19 protein-coding genes and 1 pseudogene are annotated in these 16,317 nt (G+C 69.9%); 9 read left to right on the top strand and 11 right to left on the bottom strand.

All coding sequences use genetic code 11. The features are described from left to right. Positions 1-7: 7 nt before the first annotated feature. On the bottom strand, positions 8-1,381 hold the full coding sequence (locus ACIOEW_RS32390) for an FAD-dependent oxidoreductase (RefSeq protein ID WP_401968173.1): 1,374 nt from the start codon (positions 1,379-1,381) through the stop codon (positions 8-10). Between the two features lie 110 nt (positions 1,382-1,491). Next, the gene (locus ACIOEW_RS32385) at positions 1,492-2,160 is read right to left on the bottom strand and encodes a DUF305 domain-containing protein (protein ID WP_362552796.1); all 669 of its coding nucleotides are present in this window, start codon (positions 2,158-2,160) and stop codon (positions 1,492-1,494) included. Between the two features lie 175 nt (positions 2,161-2,335). On the opposite strand from ACIOEW_RS32385, the gene ACIOEW_RS32380 reads away from it, so the two are divergent. Further along, positions 2,336-3,826, top strand: coding sequence for an LVIVD repeat-containing protein (locus ACIOEW_RS32380; protein ID WP_401968170.1), 1,491 nt, complete (start codon positions 2,336-2,338; stop codon positions 3,824-3,826). Between the two features lie 279 nt (positions 3,827-4,105). Here the strand turns inward: ACIOEW_RS32380 and ACIOEW_RS32375 are convergent, their stop codons facing one another. The 6 genes from ACIOEW_RS32375 to ACIOEW_RS32350 all read right to left on the bottom strand — a co-directional run bounded on the left by ACIOEW_RS32375 (position 4,106) and on the right by ACIOEW_RS32350 (position 7,924). Then, positions 4,106-4,330, bottom strand: a complete 225-nt coding sequence (locus tag ACIOEW_RS32375; RefSeq protein ID WP_266775677.1) for a hypothetical protein — start codon at positions 4,328-4,330, stop codon at positions 4,106-4,108. 148 nt (positions 4,331-4,478) lie between these two features. Next, a complete protein-coding gene (locus ACIOEW_RS32370; RefSeq protein WP_362552791.1) occupies positions 4,479-4,658 on the bottom strand; it encodes a hypothetical protein in 180 nt (59 codons plus the stop codon). A gap of 70 nt (positions 4,659-4,728) precedes the next feature. Further along, positions 4,729-5,430, bottom strand: a complete 702-nt coding sequence (locus tag ACIOEW_RS32365; protein ID WP_401968167.1) for an HAD family hydrolase — start codon at positions 5,428-5,430, stop codon at positions 4,729-4,731. 46 nt (positions 5,431-5,476) lie between these two features. Then, a complete protein-coding gene (locus ACIOEW_RS32360) occupies positions 5,477-6,169 on the bottom strand; it encodes a phosphatase PAP2 family protein (RefSeq protein WP_401968165.1) in 693 nt (230 codons plus the stop codon). 142 nt (positions 6,170-6,311) lie between these two features. Further along, positions 6,312-7,247 (bottom strand): M56 family metallopeptidase, encoded by a 936-nt coding sequence (locus tag ACIOEW_RS32355; RefSeq protein ID WP_362552782.1) that lies wholly within the window; start codon positions 7,245-7,247, stop codon positions 6,312-6,314. A gap of 86 nt (positions 7,248-7,333) precedes the next feature. Continuing rightward, entirely contained in the window at positions 7,334-7,924 is a 591-nt protein-coding gene (locus tag ACIOEW_RS32350; protein WP_401968162.1) for a DUF5134 domain-containing protein, read from the bottom strand. A gap of 242 nt (positions 7,925-8,166) precedes the next feature. On the opposite strand from ACIOEW_RS32350, the gene ACIOEW_RS32345 reads away from it, so the two are divergent. Beyond that, positions 8,167-8,724: a GNAT family N-acetyltransferase gene (locus tag ACIOEW_RS32345; protein ID WP_362552776.1), complete on the top strand. Its 558-nt coding sequence runs from the start codon at positions 8,167-8,169 to the stop codon at positions 8,722-8,724. 72 nt (positions 8,725-8,796) lie between these two features. Here the strand turns inward: ACIOEW_RS32345 and ACIOEW_RS32340 are convergent, their stop codons facing one another. Beyond that, entirely contained in the window at positions 8,797-9,480 is a 684-nt protein-coding gene (locus tag ACIOEW_RS32340; RefSeq protein ID WP_401968159.1) for a glycerophosphodiester phosphodiesterase, read from the bottom strand. A 52-nt stretch (positions 9,481-9,532) separates the two neighbouring features. Beyond that, complete coding sequence (locus tag ACIOEW_RS32335) at positions 9,533-9,685, bottom strand: hypothetical protein (protein WP_401968157.1); 153 nt, start codon at positions 9,683-9,685, stop codon at positions 9,533-9,535. Between the two features lie 338 nt (positions 9,686-10,023). Here ACIOEW_RS32335 and ACIOEW_RS32330 point away from each other — a divergent pair, with 338 nt between their 5' ends. From ACIOEW_RS32330 to ACIOEW_RS32315, 4 genes are all read left to right on the top strand, one after another. Further along, the gene (locus tag ACIOEW_RS32330) at positions 10,024-11,421 is read left to right on the top strand and encodes a DUF6421 family protein (protein ID WP_401968154.1); all 1,398 of its coding nucleotides are present in this window, start codon (positions 10,024-10,026) and stop codon (positions 11,419-11,421) included. Between the two features lie 26 nt (positions 11,422-11,447). Beyond that, positions 11,448-12,215, top strand: a complete 768-nt coding sequence (locus ACIOEW_RS32325) for an SDR family NAD(P)-dependent oxidoreductase (protein ID WP_362552944.1) — start codon at positions 11,448-11,450, stop codon at positions 12,213-12,215. Next, positions 12,212-13,276 (top strand): threonine aldolase family protein, encoded by a 1,065-nt coding sequence (locus ACIOEW_RS32320; protein ID WP_401968468.1) that lies wholly within the window; start codon positions 12,212-12,214, stop codon positions 13,274-13,276. Before ACIOEW_RS32325 ends, ACIOEW_RS32320 begins: the two co-directional genes overlap by 4 nt. Before the next feature lie 75 nt (positions 13,277-13,351). Further along, positions 13,352-13,951 carry a transglutaminase domain-containing protein gene (locus ACIOEW_RS32315; protein WP_362552764.1) on the top strand — a complete coding sequence of 200 codons (600 nt, stop codon included), beginning with the start codon at positions 13,352-13,354 and terminating at the stop codon, positions 13,949-13,951. A 113-nt stretch (positions 13,952-14,064) separates the two neighbouring features. Here the strand turns inward: ACIOEW_RS32315 and ACIOEW_RS32310 are convergent, their stop codons facing one another. Then, entirely contained in the window at positions 14,065-14,787 is a 723-nt protein-coding gene (locus tag ACIOEW_RS32310; protein ID WP_401968151.1) for a lysophospholipid acyltransferase family protein, read from the bottom strand. Positions 14,788-15,005: 218 nt separating this feature from the next. On the opposite strand from ACIOEW_RS32310, the gene ACIOEW_RS32305 reads away from it, so the two are divergent. The 3 genes and pseudogenes from ACIOEW_RS32305 to ACIOEW_RS32295 form a co-directional block, all read left to right on the top strand. Further along, entirely contained in the window at positions 15,006-15,332 is a 327-nt protein-coding gene (locus ACIOEW_RS32305) for a thioredoxin family protein (protein ID WP_362552758.1), read from the top strand. A gap of 196 nt (positions 15,333-15,528) precedes the next feature. Continuing rightward, positions 15,529-16,035: a flavin reductase family protein gene (locus ACIOEW_RS32300; protein WP_362552755.1), complete on the top strand. Its 507-nt coding sequence runs from the start codon at positions 15,529-15,531 to the stop codon at positions 16,033-16,035. 199 nt (positions 16,036-16,234) lie between these two features. Then, positions 16,235-16,317: pseudogene (locus ACIOEW_RS32295) on the top strand (electron transfer flavoprotein subunit beta); the annotation flags it as partial.

The following is a 16,317-nucleotide window of genomic DNA, read 5'->3' as shown; positions in this document are numbered from 1 at the left end:
CCGGCCGTCACACCGGATCGCCGCCCCCTGCCGCCCCCATCAACCCCGGCCAGTCCGGGATCTTCACCGACCCCCGGCCGAGCGAGCGCCCCAGGGTCGCCTCCGCCCGCTCGATCGACAGCCAGCCGTCCCACTCCACCGGCCGCAGCCCCCAGGACCGGAGCACGGCCAGTGGATCCGGGGCCGACGCGCGCCCCACGAGCAGCGGTGCGTCCTCGATCAGCGACGCGACGGTCTCCTTCGCGCACGAACGGTTCGACCCGATGACACCCGAGGGTCCGCGCTTGATCCACCCCGCGACGTACTCCCCGGGCGACGCCACCCCGTCCCTCAGCACCCGTCCGGCCCGGTGGGGTACGGTCCCGTGCACCGCGTCGAACGGAAGCCCGGGGAGCGGCATGCCCCGGTAGCCGACAGCCCGCAGGACGAGCTCGGCGCCGATCTCCTCGTACGTACCGGTGTCGCGCACCCCGCCGTTGCCGTCCGGGGCCGTCCGGGCGAACCTGACACCGGCCACCCGGCCGTCGCGCTCCAGGAGCTCGACCGGGCGCAGGAAGAACCGCAGCCCGATGGTCCTGGGCCGGTTGTCGCCCGCCCCGGGCGCCTCACTGGCCCATCCGCGCAGCACGTCGAGGTTGCGCCGTACCAGCGCCGGCAGCGGCGGGGAGTCCGGGTCCGTGCCGCTGTACGCCGGGTCCAGGGCGAGCTCCGCGGGGTCCACGACCATCCGGGCCCCGGGCAGCCCGCCGAGCTCGCGGAGCTCCTTGGTGGTGAACCGCGCCTGGGAGGGGCCCCGCCTGCCCGCCATGTGCACCTCGCGCACCCGGCTTTCCGCCAGCACACCGAGCGCGGGCTGCGGCACGTCGGTGGGCCGCAGCTCATCGGCACCCCGTGCGAGGATCCGCGCCACGTCGACCGCCACGTTGCCGACGCCGATCACGACGGCCGAACGGGCGCGCAGCGCGAAGCGGCCGGCGGCCGTATCCGGGTGGGCGCTGTACCAGGAGACGAACTCGGTCGCCGAGTGGCTGCCGGGCAGTTCCTCGCCGGGGATGCCCAGCGGGCGGTCCGTGGCCGCTCCGACGCAGTAGACGACCGCGTCGTAGAGCTCGGCCAGCCGCCCGGGCGGCACTCCGTCCCCGCCCACGCCGACATTGCCGATGAATGTGACGTGCTCGTGCTCCAGGACGGCCCGCAGACTCTGCTGTAGCGATTTGATCTTCTCGTGGTCCGGTGCGACGCCGTACCGCACGAGTCCGTACGGACAGGGCAGCCGGTCCAGGACATGCACCCTCACATCGGGCACCAGGGTCTGGGCCACCAGGGCCTGGGCGGTGTAGACCCCGCTGGGGCCCGAGCCGACGACGGCGACACGAAGCACGGCGCACCTCTTCCCTGAGGGTGTCTCCAGCATCGCACCGGCGGGCCCGGCGGGGGAGAGGCGCGCCCCGTGCTCTTGGGGAAGATGTGCGCTTCCGGTGCCGTCAGTCCTCAGGAGGAGAGAGCGCGCATCCGGTTGATCTCGGTGGTCTGCTGGGCCACGACGTCGCCGGCCATCTCCTCGACCTGCACATTGTTCCCCTCTGACAGGACGTCGGTCGCCATGGTGACCGCCCCCTGGTGGTGGGTGATCATCAGCTTGAGGAACAACTGATCGAAGGCAGTCCCCTTCGCGGCCCTGAGCTCCTCCAGCTGGCCGGCCGTCGCCATGCCGGGCATCGCACCGTGGTCGTGCTTGCCGGACTGCCCGGACATGCCGTTGCGGCTGAGCCACCCCTCCATCGCCCCGATCTCGGGCTGCTGGGCGGCGGTGATGCGTTCGGCGAGCCTCTTGACCGTGGCCGAGCGGGAGCGGGTGGGAACGAGTGCCGTCAACTCCAGTGCCTGTGCGTGGTGTTGAATCATGAGCTGGACATACCGGACGTCCGCCGAGTTGGGGGTGTCCACCCCGGCCTCCTTGACGGCCTCCGAGGGGGAGAGCGTCCGTGCGGGTTCGCCCGGCTTCCCGGGCGCCACGACCGAACCGGCCTCGTGGGCACCGGACTTCGAGCCGCTGTCACCACTCCCCGCGTCGCAGCCGGCCGAGGTGAGCACGGCTGCCGCGACGGCCACACCGAGGGCGAATCCACGGAACCGCAGGGTCTGACGGCAAATCAACAAAGCGACCTCCGTTGGAGTAGGAGTGATTGCGCTCTGTCCTAGCACGTCAACGCACAGCTTTGATCAAAAACTTTCATTACGTCTCTGTTGCCATCTGTTGAGATGCCCATGGCAAGGACGATACTGCCGGAGTCCGTGAACCGGTCAACTACATACGGATCCATGGGAGGACGCAGTGACCTCGTTGCACACCATCCCGGTGCGGCGCAGACGTCTGGGCGTGGCGGCAGCCGCCGCCGGGCTCTTCGCCACTCTGCTTATGGCCGGGCCCGCGGCCGCGACACCTGATCCCGGTGACGCGACCACGAGCCGAACCGATGTCTCCGCGAGCCGGCAGGCGGAGGCGGCCGCCGCGATCGCGAGCGGTGAGGTACCCGGAGTGGACGAGATCGTCCACAGCCGCAACATCACCCACCTCGCCAATGTCCCCAAGGACGCACTCCAGGGGCTGAACACGGACCTGGCCTTCCAGGGGAAGTACGCCTTCGCCGGAAACTACGACGGCTTCCGGATCTTCGACATCAGCAATCCGAAGGTGCCGCGCACGGTCGCCCAGGTCCTGTGTCCGGGATCGCAGAACGACATCTCCGTATCCGGGAACCTGCTGTTCCTGTCCACGGACTCCTCGCGCAGTGACAACTCGTGCTCCAGCACCACCCAGCCCGCCACGGAGAAGTCCTCCTGGGAGGGCATGAAGGTCTTCGACATCAGCGACAAGCGCAACCCGAAGTACGTCGCCGCCGTCGAGACCGCGTGCGGATCGCACACCCACACGCTGGTCCCGGAGCGCAACAACGTCTACGTGTACGTCTCCTCGTACTCACCGAACACGACGTTCCCGGACTGCCAGCCGCCGCACGACGGGATATCCGTTATCAAGGTGCCGCGCAAGGCACCCGAAGAGGCCCGCATCGTGAACTTCCCGGTCCTCTTCCCGGACGGCGGGAACCCGGGCGGTCCCACCAACCCCGGCGTCTCCAAGACCACGGGCTGCCACGACATCACCGTGCTGCCGTCCAAGGACCTGGCCGCCGGTGCCTGCATGGGGGACGGTCTGCTGTTCTCCATCAAGGACCCTGAGAACCCGAAGATCATCGACCGGGTGCAGGACAACGTGAACTTCGCGTTCTGGCACTCCGCGACGTTCAACCAGCGGGCGGACAAGGTCGTCTTCACCGACGAGCTCGGCGGCGGCGGCGCGGCCACCTGCAACGAGGAGATCGGCCCGAAGCGCGGGGCCGACGGCATCTACGACATCGTGGGCAAGGGCGACCACCGCAAGCTCGTCTTCCGCAGCTACTTCAAGATCGACCGTCCGCAGGCCGACACCGAGGTCTGTGTCGCCCACAACGGTTCGATCATTCCGGTCAAGGGCCGCGACCTGATGGTCCAGGCCTGGTACCAGGGCGGTGTCTCGGTGTGGGACTTCACCGACTCGTCCCACCCGAAGGAGATCGGCTTCTTCGAGCGCGGTCCCGTCAGTACCGACGAGGTCACCACGGCCGGTCCGTGGTCGGCGTACTACTACAACGGCTACATCTACTCCAACGACATAGCCAAGGGCTTCGACGTCCTGAAGATCGACGACCGGCGGACGGACCCGGCGAAGCGGGTGCGGACGGACGAGCTCAATGTCCAGACGCAGCCCGACTACTTCGACCGCTGAACCTTCTGAGTCTGCTGTGCCCGCCGGTCGGCCGGCCGCTGAACCCGGTGGCCGGCCGACCGCCGGACCGTACAGCCGGTCCCGCCCGGGTCTCCGCCCGGCGGGACCGGCTTTCGTGCGGCGTGTGTGTTCATTGACCGATCCGCCACGCCGGGACATGCTGTACCCCCGCACCGGCCGGCTGACGTACGCAGTCCGTCGCGCGGTCCTCGGCCGGCGCGGCCGGCCGGGGTGACCGGCTGGTTCCGGCGACGCAGGGGATCGCCGGAATCAGACGTCTCAGGCGGCCTCGTACCGGTGCGCCCGGCCGCCCCGCCATTCGACCCACTCGGGGCTGTCCAGAATCCGTTCGGGGTCGTCCAGCCCCGCACCCTCCAGGAACACGATCACATCGTGATCCGAGTGTGCGAGACCGAGTATCTGGACCCGCCCGTCGCGCTGCACGGTGACGCGCCGCCCGCCGGAGGGGGACGGCCGGAATATCACGATCGGCGGAGAAGTCATGCCTCCAGGGTGCGGCGCGCCGACGGCCGCCGCACAGCGAACCGTAAACACGGCTCCGCAGCAGATCAGACTGGCAGGCCGGACCTGCGCCGGCCGTTGTGCCGCTGGTGGCTCGCGCGGCGCAGGTGGCTCAGGCGGCGCAGGTGGCTCAGGCTGCGGACCTGGCGCTGCCGCCGGTGGCCGCGGCCCACTCGACCAGCAGTCGCTGGTACTCCTCCTCGTCCTCCGGGGACAGGCATCCGCCCGAGCGCTGCCACAGGTCGCGAATGTCTTCATTCACCATTGCGGCGGAACGCACGGAACCGGACGGGCACGGAGTCGGGGGCATAGCTACCAGGCTAAGGCCCCGATGTGACAATCCGACCCATGGCGCGTCAGGGACATCTCTCACATGTCATTCAGGCAACCTCGGTGGCCAGTCCGAGCTCCCGCAGCCCGTCCGGCCGCTCGTCCACCGGCGCATGCTGCACGAACCGTACCTCGCAGCCCAGTGCGGACGCCCCGCCGTCCGCGCCCCGGTCGTCGCCGACCATCACCACATCGGTCGGATCCTGTCCCAGAAGTGTGCAGGCCGTGTGGAAGAGACGTGCGTCCGGCTTCTTGATGCCGTGCTCGAAGGACAGGACATACGCCTCCACGTAGGCGTCCAGACCGTGCGCCCGGAAGACCGGCCTCAGGTCCCACCCGATGTTGCTGACCACGCCGATCGCGATGCCCCGGTCGCGCAGGGAGGCGAGCACCTCCTCGGCGTCCGGATACGGACGCCAGGCGGCCGGGGTCCGGTGCCGGTCGTACAGGGCGTCGTAGAGTCCCGGATCCGGCAGCTCCACCTGGCGGGCCAGGCCGGTGTACGCCTCACGGTGCCGGTGCGCGCTCTCGTCGCGCGAGGCCCAGGCCGACGCCAGTCCTGCGGGTACCCGCTGCGGAGGGGGGCCGCCCGGCAGCGCGCCGGAGGCCTCCAGTTCCTGTACGTACCGTTCGAAGTCGGCATCGTCCACGCTCACCTCTCGTTCGGCGAGGGTCGCGGCGAGCCAGGAACGGACGGATTCGATCCGGAACAGTGTCCCGGAGAAGTCGAAGAGCGCACCCTTGATCGGCATGGCCCGATCCTCGTCGACGCGCCGTGGGCGGGGCAAGGATGCCTGGTCAGCCATCCTCGTCCGTGAGATGGCGGGAGGCGAACCGTTCGTATCCGGCTACCGCGAAGGCGGTCAGTGCGGCTCCCAGCAGCCACCCGCCCAGTACGTCGGACGGCCAGTGCACGCCCAGGTAGAGCCGGGTCAGACCGACGCCGAGCACCGAGATTCCCGCAGCGGCCAGGGCCGTCCGCCGGATCCAGGGGCGGGTGCCGGACCGGTGCAGGAGCCACAGCAGCAGACAGCAGCTCACCATGGCCGTCATCGCGTGTCCGGAGGGGAACGCCGCGTAGTGGGCGGAGTCCACCGGGTCGGGCCATCGGGGGCGCTCCCGGCCGACGGCGGCCTTGATGCCCTGCTGGAGAAGGCTGGAGACCAGACTTGTCACCGCCACCCAGGCCGCGAGAACCCGGTCCCGGCGCCGCCACAGGACGACCACGGCGACGGCGATCAGCGCGCGCATCGTCCAGGGATCCCACAGCCAGTCCGTGAGTACCCGGTTCACATGGACGAGGCCGGGCTCCGTCACCGCCCGCCGGTGCAGGGCTCCGGCGATGTCACGGTCCAGCCGCATCAGGGGCGACCACCGTGCGGCGACCAGGCCCAGCAGCGCCATGGCGAGGATCCCGCAGACGATTCCCGCCCACGGTGCCGGAGGGCGGGTATGGGCGCGGTGTGCGGGGGTGAGGGGCGGGGAGTGCATGAGGGGATCCTTGCCGACGGGCGGGGCGCACGGCCATCCCGGCGCGTCGGGACTGTTCTGCGCGTGCTGTGGCGGACTGCTGCCGAGTCGCCCGCCCGTGTGATCTGGGGCCTGCCCCGGCACGGCCAGTATCCGGGGCTGCCTACCCCAGTGCGCTGAGCGCCGGCACGAACGCCACCAGGAGCGGGATCGCCGGCAGAAGCGTGGCTGCCGCGGCCAGCCGCAGCCGACGGCCGGCCGTCAGCCGGCCCGCGGGCGCCAACAGCCGGTTCACTCGCAACGGCATCTGTGCATCCGGCGTCGGGCCGGGACCGAACACTCCACGGTCCTCGTTGAGTTCGACCAGAGCCAGGGCGATGGTCAGCCGGCCGAAGCGCCGGGAAGCCATGTCGTCGGCGGCCAGTTCGACGAGCCGGTGCATCTCGCCGCGGAACGCCGCGAAGACCGGAACCTGCGGAAACCCGGATGCCAGCGCCCCCGAGCAGTTGAGCAGCCAGTCGTGGCGCGCGTTCGCGTGCCCCTGCTCATGAGCGAGCACCGCATCGAGCTGACGGCCCTTCAACCGACCCAGTGCGGCTGTGGTGATGACGAGCCGGGGCGCCGTGCCGGGCAGCCACCAGGCGTCGGGGCGTTCCCCCTCCAGAACAACCAGCCGGCCGCTGCCCGGCACTTCGCCGGGCAGCAGCGGTGAGCGCACCAGGAGTTCGTCCCGCCGCCGCCGGCGGTCCAGGCGTACGCGGCGGATCTCGCGAGTCAGCATCGCGGCCGTCCACACGCCACCGAGGGCCAGGAGTACGGCCATCACGGCCGACCACGGCCCGTAGGCCGCGAGTGCGTAGGCCTCGACGACGGCGTGCGGGGCGGGTGCGAACATCTGGCCGCGTACCGCCTGCCAGGCTGCCGCCGCGCTGAACGTCATGGACAGCCCGAACGACAGCAGCACACCGGCCACCACGCACTGCCAGACCCACAGCGCCACCACGGGCTCGCGCTCCGGCCATTCGGCCCGCGCCATCAGACGCGGGGTCACGACAGCGGCCAGTGCACCGAGCAGCAGCAGCGCGAGGGAGACCAACATGGCGTCAGCCTATGAGCGGCATGGCACGCGCGGGTATGGCTGCGCTCAGCAAGTGACGTACGCCACGGTTTGCCGGTCCCCCTGTCTCACAGGGTGAGCAGCATGGCGAACATGGCTATCCCCATGGTCAGCCGACAGGCCAGCGCCAGCTCCGGCCGCGCCCCCCAGCCGCCCGGGGGCGGGCCGCCGGCCATGGCTCCGCCCCCGGCCGTCGTCGCCGGTACCGGAATCAGCCGGGCGCCGGAGCGCAGCACGTATACGGCGTAGTAGGCGAGGAGCAGCCCGGTCAGCAGGGGAACGCCCCCTGCGGCGGCCATGGCGTGCGATGCGTGACCGCCGTGTCCCGCCCCGCCGGACCGCGCCATCACGACGGACATGTAGACCATCGCGGACGAGCCGACCAGGTGGTGCAGATGGTGGCCGCTGCGGCGCGAGAACCAGAGGGCGCGCAACGCGGCGACGCCGAACAGCACGGTGTACGACGCCCATCCCCACGCGGGCGGTGCGACGACGGCGGCCGGCACCGCCATCGCGGCCATCCCGAAGCCCATCAGCGCCTCCGCTCGCGCCGTCCTGCGTTCCTCACCGCTCCTGCCGCGGGCCCGCAGCAGGCAGTACGCGCCCGTCACCGCGCACAACGCCATCAGCAGCCAGCCGGACATCGCAGGTCCGTGCACAGCGGAACCTCCCCCCCGGGCGAACGACATCGCCGTCGTCCAGTCGATGCCCGCGCCGGGACGGCCGTACGCGGCGCACTGGAGTAAAGGGGGAGCGCGCGGCGGTGGTGAATCGCAGCGCCGAGGTGCCGGCTCGTCGGGTTCCGGCTGCTCAGCGCAGAGACCGGTGCCCGCCCCTGGACCGGCACTCGGGAGTTACGCTGCTGCCGCACGGCGACAGCAGAGAAACGGAGAGCCTCACCATGGACACCGCCCCGCCCCGCAACTCGGGTCAGCTGACCTTCCGCGACGCGACCGACGCGGACGTGCCCGCGCTCGTGGAGCTGATCCAGTCCGCGTACCGCGGTGACTCCAGCCGCGCGGGGTGGACCACCGAGGCGGACATCCTGCAGGGGCAGCGCACCGACCCGCAGGGAGTGCGCGACGTGGTGGAGGACCCCGGCAGCCGGCTTCTCGTAGTGGAACGTGACGGCGCGCCGGTCGCCTGCTGCCAGCTCGAACACCGCGGTGAGGCCGCCTACTTCGGAATGTTCGCGGTCCGCCCCTCGCTCCAGGGCTCGGGGCTCGGCAAGGTGATCATCGCCGAGGCGGAGCGCACCGTCCGGGAGAGCTGGGGGGCGCGCGAGATGCACATGACGGTGATCTCTGTGCGTGACGAGCTGATCGCCTGGTACGAGCGCCGCGGCTATCGCCGCACGGGACAGCTGAGCCCGTTCCCGTACGGCGACGAGCGCTTCGGTATCCCGCAGCGCGACGACCTCGCCTTCGAACTGCTGGTCAAGGACCTGCCCGAGGACTGACCCCAGGCTTGCGGGCCGGCTACGCGGTGACCACGATCCCGCGGGTGCGGTGACCACGATCCCGCGGGCCGGCTACGCGGTGAAACGGCCCGCGCGGCGGATCTCCGGGAAGTCGGTGGTCGCGCCGTCGAGCCCGAGCCCGCGCGCCAGCCGCAGATGGTCCTGGGTGTTGACCACCCAGCCGACCACCGTCAGCCCGTCGGCGTGGGCCCTCTCGACCAGTTCCAGCGTGATGCGCCGGACGTTGAGCACCAGCCGGGTGGCGCCCACCGCCTTCGCACGGTCCACCAGGTCGTTGCCCCAGCGGCTGGCCACGAGGGCGGTCCGCACCCCCGGCACCAGCTGGGTGATCTCTGCGATCGCCTCGTCGTGGAACGAGATCACTTCGACGCGGTCGACGAGATCGCGCCGCCGCATCACCTCGGCCAGGGTGCGGGCGGCGGCCACGTCCTTGATCTCCGCCTGCAACGGGGAGCGCACGGCGTCGAGGACCTCCTCGAAGACCGGCACCCGCTCTCCCTGTCCGGCGTCGAGTTCGCGCAGTTCTGCCAGGGTCTTCTCGGCGATCGGGCCCTTGCCGTCGGTCGTCCGGTCCACCTCGGCGTCGTGCATGACGGCGAGGGCGCCGTCCTTGCTCAGATGAAGGTCCAGCTCGATGAGGTCCATCCCGGCCTGTTCGGCGTGGACGAACGACCGCAGCGTGTTCTCCGGCTCGACACCCATCACCCCGCGATGACCGATGGTGAGAAAAGACAAGGGACTCTCGCTTCCGTCGACGGCTTCTCCCTGTGTGCCTACCCACGCGGCGCTACGGCATGACCGTGGATCCGGCTGCCCGGTGTTCCGTCGCGGAGTGGGGGTCGGCCGTGCGCGGGGGAGTGGCACCGTGTCCCTGGACGTCGGCGGTGCCGAGCAGGAATCCGGTGATGACGGCGGCGACCAGGACGGCACGGATGCTCACGCGCGGCTTCTCCCGAGTGCGTACGAGGGGCGGACGCCGTCCGTCCTACCGGCAAGGGCCCGCCCGCCGCGAGCTCTGTCACTCATGCGTGAGCGTGTCCTGCGCGGGGTTGCCGGACAGGCGTGCGAAGGGGTGTGGCGTGTGCGTGTTGCTTCCGGCCGCAGCTCCGCTGCCGGAGCTCGCTCGTGCACGGAAGGATTCGTCGAGGCGCTGGCTGACAGGAAAAATCGCGGTGACCATGGGGGGTGGGCCGGATAATTTCCAGGACCCCACTTGTCTCGGGGAGCCGCACACAGATACGGTTGCTTGACGCGAGGTTCTCCCGTGGAGGAAGTGTTATGACGGAAATTCTTGTGCACGACGTCGCCGCCGGCGACATAGCTTCCGCCCAGCGGGTGGTCGAGCACCCGGCCTGGCCCGCGCTCAAGAGTGCCGTGGAGGAGATCCGCCCCTGGCAGTCGAAGGACGGCTCCATCGACTTCGACGCCGAGGGCGCGCCCGCCCCGGCGGCGGCCGAGACCGCCCTGGAGCGGGTGGCCGTCGCGGTCGAGCAGCTCTCACCGCTGCTCCCGCATGATGCCGCGTACCACCGCGCCCTTGTCATGGACCTGCGTCGCTGGGCAGCCGACGGATTCGGCGTCCCGGACTTCCTCGACTCGCTGCTGGCGTTCCAGCCCGCCAAGGGCCGCGTCGACGGGCTCCAGCACCTCGTGGTCTTCGCGATGTACACGCAGAACGGCAATCCCGACCGCAACCTCGAAGCGGTCGTGCTCCGGATGGTCTGGCCCGAGTGGCTCGCCGACCTGGAGGCGACCCGCTACGACAACCCGTTGTTCTGCGGCATCACCTTCGAGGACTTCACCTCCGGGTACGACACGAACTCCGCCGTGCTCTTCCCTGAGACCATCGCCGTGCGCGAGGCCCCCGAGCGCTTCAGCTGGGGCGGCATCTTCTGCGACCGCGAGGCCGCCCGCTTCCGCCGCGTCACCGAGGCCTCCGTCGAGCTCCTGGGCGTCGAGCTGCCCGAGGACATCCGCGAGATGGTCGGCGACCAGCAGCGCTGCGAGCAGGCCTTCGTGCTCTGGGACATGGTCCACGACCGCACCCACAGCCACGGCGACCTGCCGTTCGACCCGTTCATGATCAAGCAGCGCCAGCCGTTCTGGATGTACGGGCTCGAAGAGCTGCGCTGTGACCTCACCGCCTTCAAGGAGGCCGTGAAGCTGGAGTCCGAGGGCAACGCCCACGGCCGTGACGTGCAGTACGCCGTGCTGTTCGACCGGATGTTCCGCTTTCCCGTCACCGGTGAGCGTGTCCGCAACTACGACGGTCTCGGCGGCCAGCTGCTCTTCGCGTACCTCCACAAGCACGACGTCGTGCGCTGGACGGACAACACTCTGAAGATCGACTGGGAGCGGGCCCCCCAGGTCACCAACCAGCTCTGCGCCGAGATCGAGAAGCTGTACCGGGACGGCATCGACCGCCCCAAGCTGGTGCACTGGTTTGCCGCGTACGACCTGGTCGCCACGTATCTCGCGCCGCACCCCGGGTCGCGCTGGGCCAAGGGTCCCGATGCACTGGACCTCTCCCAGCCGCCCCGCAAGCTCGTCGACGACGTGCTTCCGGACGAGTTTCCCCTGAGCATGTTCTATGAGGCGCTCTCCAAGAAACTGAAGAACGTGATCGCCTCCACCAAGGGGATCACCGCCGCGGACGCCGGGCAGGCGGCCGCGTGAGCGCACGTCATGAGGAGGCGGTGGCCATGAACGGAAACGGCAAGGGCAGCGGGAGCGGCGCCCTCGAAGGCGCTGTCGTCGCGGTCGCGGGCGCGGCCGGCCCGGCCGGCCGGGCGGCACTGCTCCGCCTCGCCGAGGCGGGCGCGGTCGTCGTCGCCTCGGATGCGAACGCCACCCGGCTCGCCGAGGCGGTGGACGCGGCCCGCTACGCCCACGGCGGCGCCACCGTCACCGGGGACACCGTCGACCTGCTCGACCTCGGTGCCGCCCGTGAATGGGCAGCCAAGACGGAGAAGGAATTCGGCCGGATCGACGGTCTGGTCCACCTCGTGGGGGGCTGGCGCGGCAGCTCGAGCTTCGCCGAGACCGACCTCGCCGACTGGACGCTGCTGGAGAAGCTGCTGATCCGCACGGTCCAGAGCACCTCGCTGGCCTTCCAGGGCGGTCTGCAGCGCAGCGACCGCGGCCGCTATCTGCTGATCAGTGCTGCCGGTGCGAGCAGCCCCACCGCGGGCAACGCCGCCTACGCGGCTTCGAAGGCGGCGGCCGAGGCCTGGACCCTCGCCCTCGCGGACGCCTTCCGCAAGGCGGGGGGCGATCAGGGGCCGCAGAGCGCGGCTGCGATCCTGGTCGTGAAGGCACTGGTGCACGACGCGATGCGCGCCGAGCGCCCTAATGCGAAGTTCGCGGGCTTCACCGACGTCAAGGAGCTGGCCGATGCCATCGCCGGCGTCTGGGACAGGCCCGCCCCGGAAGTGAACGGAAAGCGCCTGTGGCTGACCCCGCAACCGTGAGGACCGACGCGCGTCGTCATCACGATCCGCAGGTACGCGGATTCGCCAGTGACAACTACGCGGGGACCCACCCGGAGATCCTCGCGGCCCTCGCCCTCGCCAACGGCGGCCATCAGATCGCCTACGGCGAGGACGACTACACCGGTCACCTCCAGCGCGTGATGCACAGCCACTTCGGGCCCACGGCCGAGGCCTTTCCGGTCTTCAACGGCACCGGCGCCAACGTGGTCTCGCTCCAGGCGATGACAGACCGTTGGGGCGCCGTCATCTGCGCCGAGTCCGCCCACATCAACGTGGACGAGGGCGGCGCGCCGGAACGGGTCGGCGGGCTGAAGCTGCTCACCGTGCCCACCGAGGACGGCAAGCTCACACCGGAGCTCATCGACCGGCAGGCGTACGGCTGGGACGACGAGCACCGCGCCATGCCGCAGGTCGTCTCGATCACCCAGAACACCGAGCTGGGCACGGTCTACACGCCCGACGAGATCCGGGCGATCTGCGAGCACGCGCACGGGCACGGTATGAAGGTCCACCTGGACGGGGCCCGGATAGCCAATGCCGCGGCCTCCCTGGACGTTCCGATGCGTACGTTCACCAACACCGTCGGCGTCGACGTGCTCTCCTTCGGCGGGACGAAGAACGGGGCCATCTTCGGCGAGGCCGTCGTGGTGCTGAACCCGGACGCCGTCCGGGCGATGAAGCATCTGCGGAAGCTGTCGATGCAGCTCGCCTCCAAGATGCGCTTCGTGTCGGTACAGCTGGAGGCGCTGCTCGCGGGCGACCTGTGGCTGCGCAACGCCCGGCACGCCAACAGCATGGCCCAGCGCCTCGCCGAGGGCGTCCGGGCGGTGGGCGGCGTGGAGATCCTCTACCCCGTCCAGGCCAACGCCGTGTTCGCGCGGTTGCCGCACGCGGTGAGCGAGCGGCTGCAGAAGCGCTTCCGGTTCTACTTCTGGGACGAGAAGGCGGGCGACGTGCGCTGGATGTGCGCCTTCGACACCACCGAGGACGATGTCGACGCGTTCGTCCTCGCGCTCAAGGAAGAAATGGCTACACAGTAGTCACTGGTGCATGAATATGCGGTCGACCGGAAATCCATTGACTTCCGGTCGACCGCTTCCTTATGCTCTGCGGCCATGGAGCTCGTACAGCAGGTCTCGGAAATCTCTGCTTATCTGGCCGTCGACGACGCGATCGACCATGAACACCCGCTGGTGCGTGAGGTGGCCGCACGGTTGCGTTCCGAGTCGACAGACGCATACTCATACGCCGAGGCGGCCTTCTGCTTCGTGCGCGACACCGTCGTCCACTCCGTCGATTCGGGTGACATGCGGGTCGCCTGGCGCGCCTCGGACGTCCTCGACACCCGTAACGGCATCTGCCACGCGAAAGCGCACGCCCTGGCCGCGCTGCTGCGCGCGGAGGGTATCCCCGCGGCCCTCTGCTATCAGGGGCTCGCGAACGACGACGGAGATCCCGGAGTGCTCCACGGTCTGATCGCACTGCGGCTTCCCGGCCGGGCGCGCTGGGACCGACAGGACCCGCGGGGCAACCGGCCGGGTGTGGACGCCCGGTTCTCGCTGGACGGGGAGCGGCTGGCCTGGCCTGTCCGGCCGGAGTTCAACGAGGTGGACTACCCGATGCTCTACGCGGCACCGCATCCGGAGGTTCTGCGCGCCCTGCGGACGGCCGGCGACCGGGCGGAGCTCTGGCGCCTGCTGCCCACAGAGCTCTGACCACGAGTGGCTGGAAGCGGCCGGTGCCGGGCTCCGCCGAGGCCGCGGAGGGCCCGCCGGGGCCGCGTCCGTACGCCGGAGTGACGTTTCAGCCGCGGCCCCGCAGAGCTCTGTCAGCTGCGCTCGCGGACCTCGGCGGCTGTCGGAGCCGTACCCCCGAGATGCGAGGGCACCCACCAGGTGTCATTCGCGTCCTTCGGGCGTACCGGGTAGGCGCGCTGGGCGGCTTCGAGCAGCTCCTGCACACGCTCCCGCAGCCGACGGGTGATCGCGCCCGCGTACTGGTCGGTGGGGGCCTCCACCGGCTCACCGACCCGGATGGTGACCGGGATGTGGCTGCGCTTGAAGTTGCGCGGGCGGCCCTTGGTCCACACGCGCTGGGTACCCCACAGCGCCATCGGGATCAGTGGCACGCCGGCCTCCTGGGCAAGGCGTGCCGCACCCGACTTGAAGCTCTTCAGGGTGAAGGACTCCGAGATCGTCGCCTCGGGGAACACCCCGACGATCTCACCGGAACGCAGGGAGGCCAGCGCGTGCTCGTACGCGTCCTCGCCCTGCTTGCGGTCGACCGGGATGTGCTTCATGCCGCGCATCAAGGGGCCCGAGACCTTGTGCCGGAACACCGATTCCTTGGCCATGAACCGCACCAGGCGCTTCTGTGGCAACGCCGCGAGCCCGGTGAAGATGAAGTCCAGATAGCTGATGTGGTTGCTTACCAGAACCGCGCCACCGGTCTTCGGGATGTGCTCCGAACCCTGAGTGTCGATCTTCAGGTCGAGCGCCTTGAAAAACGTACGAGCGGCGCCGATGACCGGCCGATAGACGAGTTCTGCCATCTGGAGAAGACCCTTCTTCAGCGCCTGGGGAGGGTTCTCCCGGCGGAAGTTACGCAGCCGTAGGTTTTCGGCATTGGGCCGATCGTGCCCCATACGCGTCGTGGTGGCCAGTCTCGGCGGGCGTGAGGCGCGAGATTCTCGTCACGTGGAACGGTGGGGAATGCCCAGGCTGCCGCGGGTGCTGATCCTTTGCGTAGAGCTCTGACAGGAGGCCGAAGGTGGACGAGCGGGCACATGCGGACAGGCTCGATGCAGCCCAACTCGGCGTGGAATTGGGGAAGCGGGCCACGCTCGTCCAGTTCTCCAGCGCGTTCTGTCAGCCCTGCCGGGCCACCCGCCGCACCCTCGCGGAGGTGGCCGGCATGGTCGATGGCGTCGCCCATGTGGAGATCGACGCCGAGGCGCATCTCACTCTTGTGCGCGCGCTCGGCATCAGCCGGACCCCGACCGTTCTGGTCCTCGACGCCTCCGGCCTGGTCGTCCGCCGGGCTGTCGGGCAGCCACGCACCGTCGACGTCGTCGCCGCGCTGGGGCAAGCGATGTGACGGACCGTGATGCTTCTCCCACCTTGTGGGACGCTCTTGACTGCACGTGCCACACATCGTCACTCTGACGCTATGCCGCCAGAACTCCTTCTCTACGGCCGGGTCCACATCGACCTCGCCCGCCACGCGAGTGCGCGCTGTCCGGATGCCTGAGCATCCACGGCCCCGCACATCCGACGCGCAGAAGGACATCTCCATGACGGCATCACCCGAGACCGGTACTCCCCGGACGGCATCCCCGGACCTCCTGCGTTCCGTGTTCCGGCAGCACGCCGCCGGTGTCGCCGTGATCACCGCCGCCGGTGACCGGCCGGTGGGCTTCACCGCCACCTCCCTCAACTCCGTCGCCGCCGATCCGCCGCTCATCTCCTTCGGCGTGGGCACCTCGTCCTCCAGCTGGCCGGTCGTCGCGGAGTCCGACCACATCGGCGTCCACATACTCGGCGAGCACCAGCGGGAGCTGGCCGCCACCTTTGCCCGCAGCGGTGCCGACCGCTTCGGTCCGTCCACCGATTGGCGCAGCGGACCGGAAGGTGTCCCGGTGCTGGACGGCGTGCTCGCCTGGCTCGTCTGCCGGGTCGTGGCACGGATTCCGGCGGGGGACCACCGGATCGTGATCGCGCAGGCGGTCGTGGGCGACCCGGCCGGCGGCGGCAGGCCGCTCGTCTATCACCAGGGCAGGTTCACGGCTCTGCGAGACTGAGATCCGCCGCGGCACCTGGGCGCCGGGCGTAGGCCAGATCACAGCGCAAAGCGCTTGCTTAATGGACACCCAATGGGTGTACTGGCGAGTAATATTACGGTCGGAGCGTCGGTCGCCCCGACCGGAAATCGCCCCATCAGGCGCCTATGCTGCGTGCAACAAGGCAGCCCGGAAATGACGATGCAGTAGGAGAGCCGGCGTGAGCTTGAGGATCGTTGTCTGTGTGAAGTACGTGCCCGACGCGACCGGTGACCGGCATTTCGCCGATGACCTGACGTTGGA

This window comes from Streptomyces sp. NPDC087901, from assembly GCF_044742205.1.
GTDB lineage: Bacteria > Actinomycetota > Actinomycetes > Streptomycetales > Streptomycetaceae > Streptomyces.
Note: the sequence above shows the minus strand (reverse complement) of the source record. Positions and strands in the feature narration are given on the sequence as shown.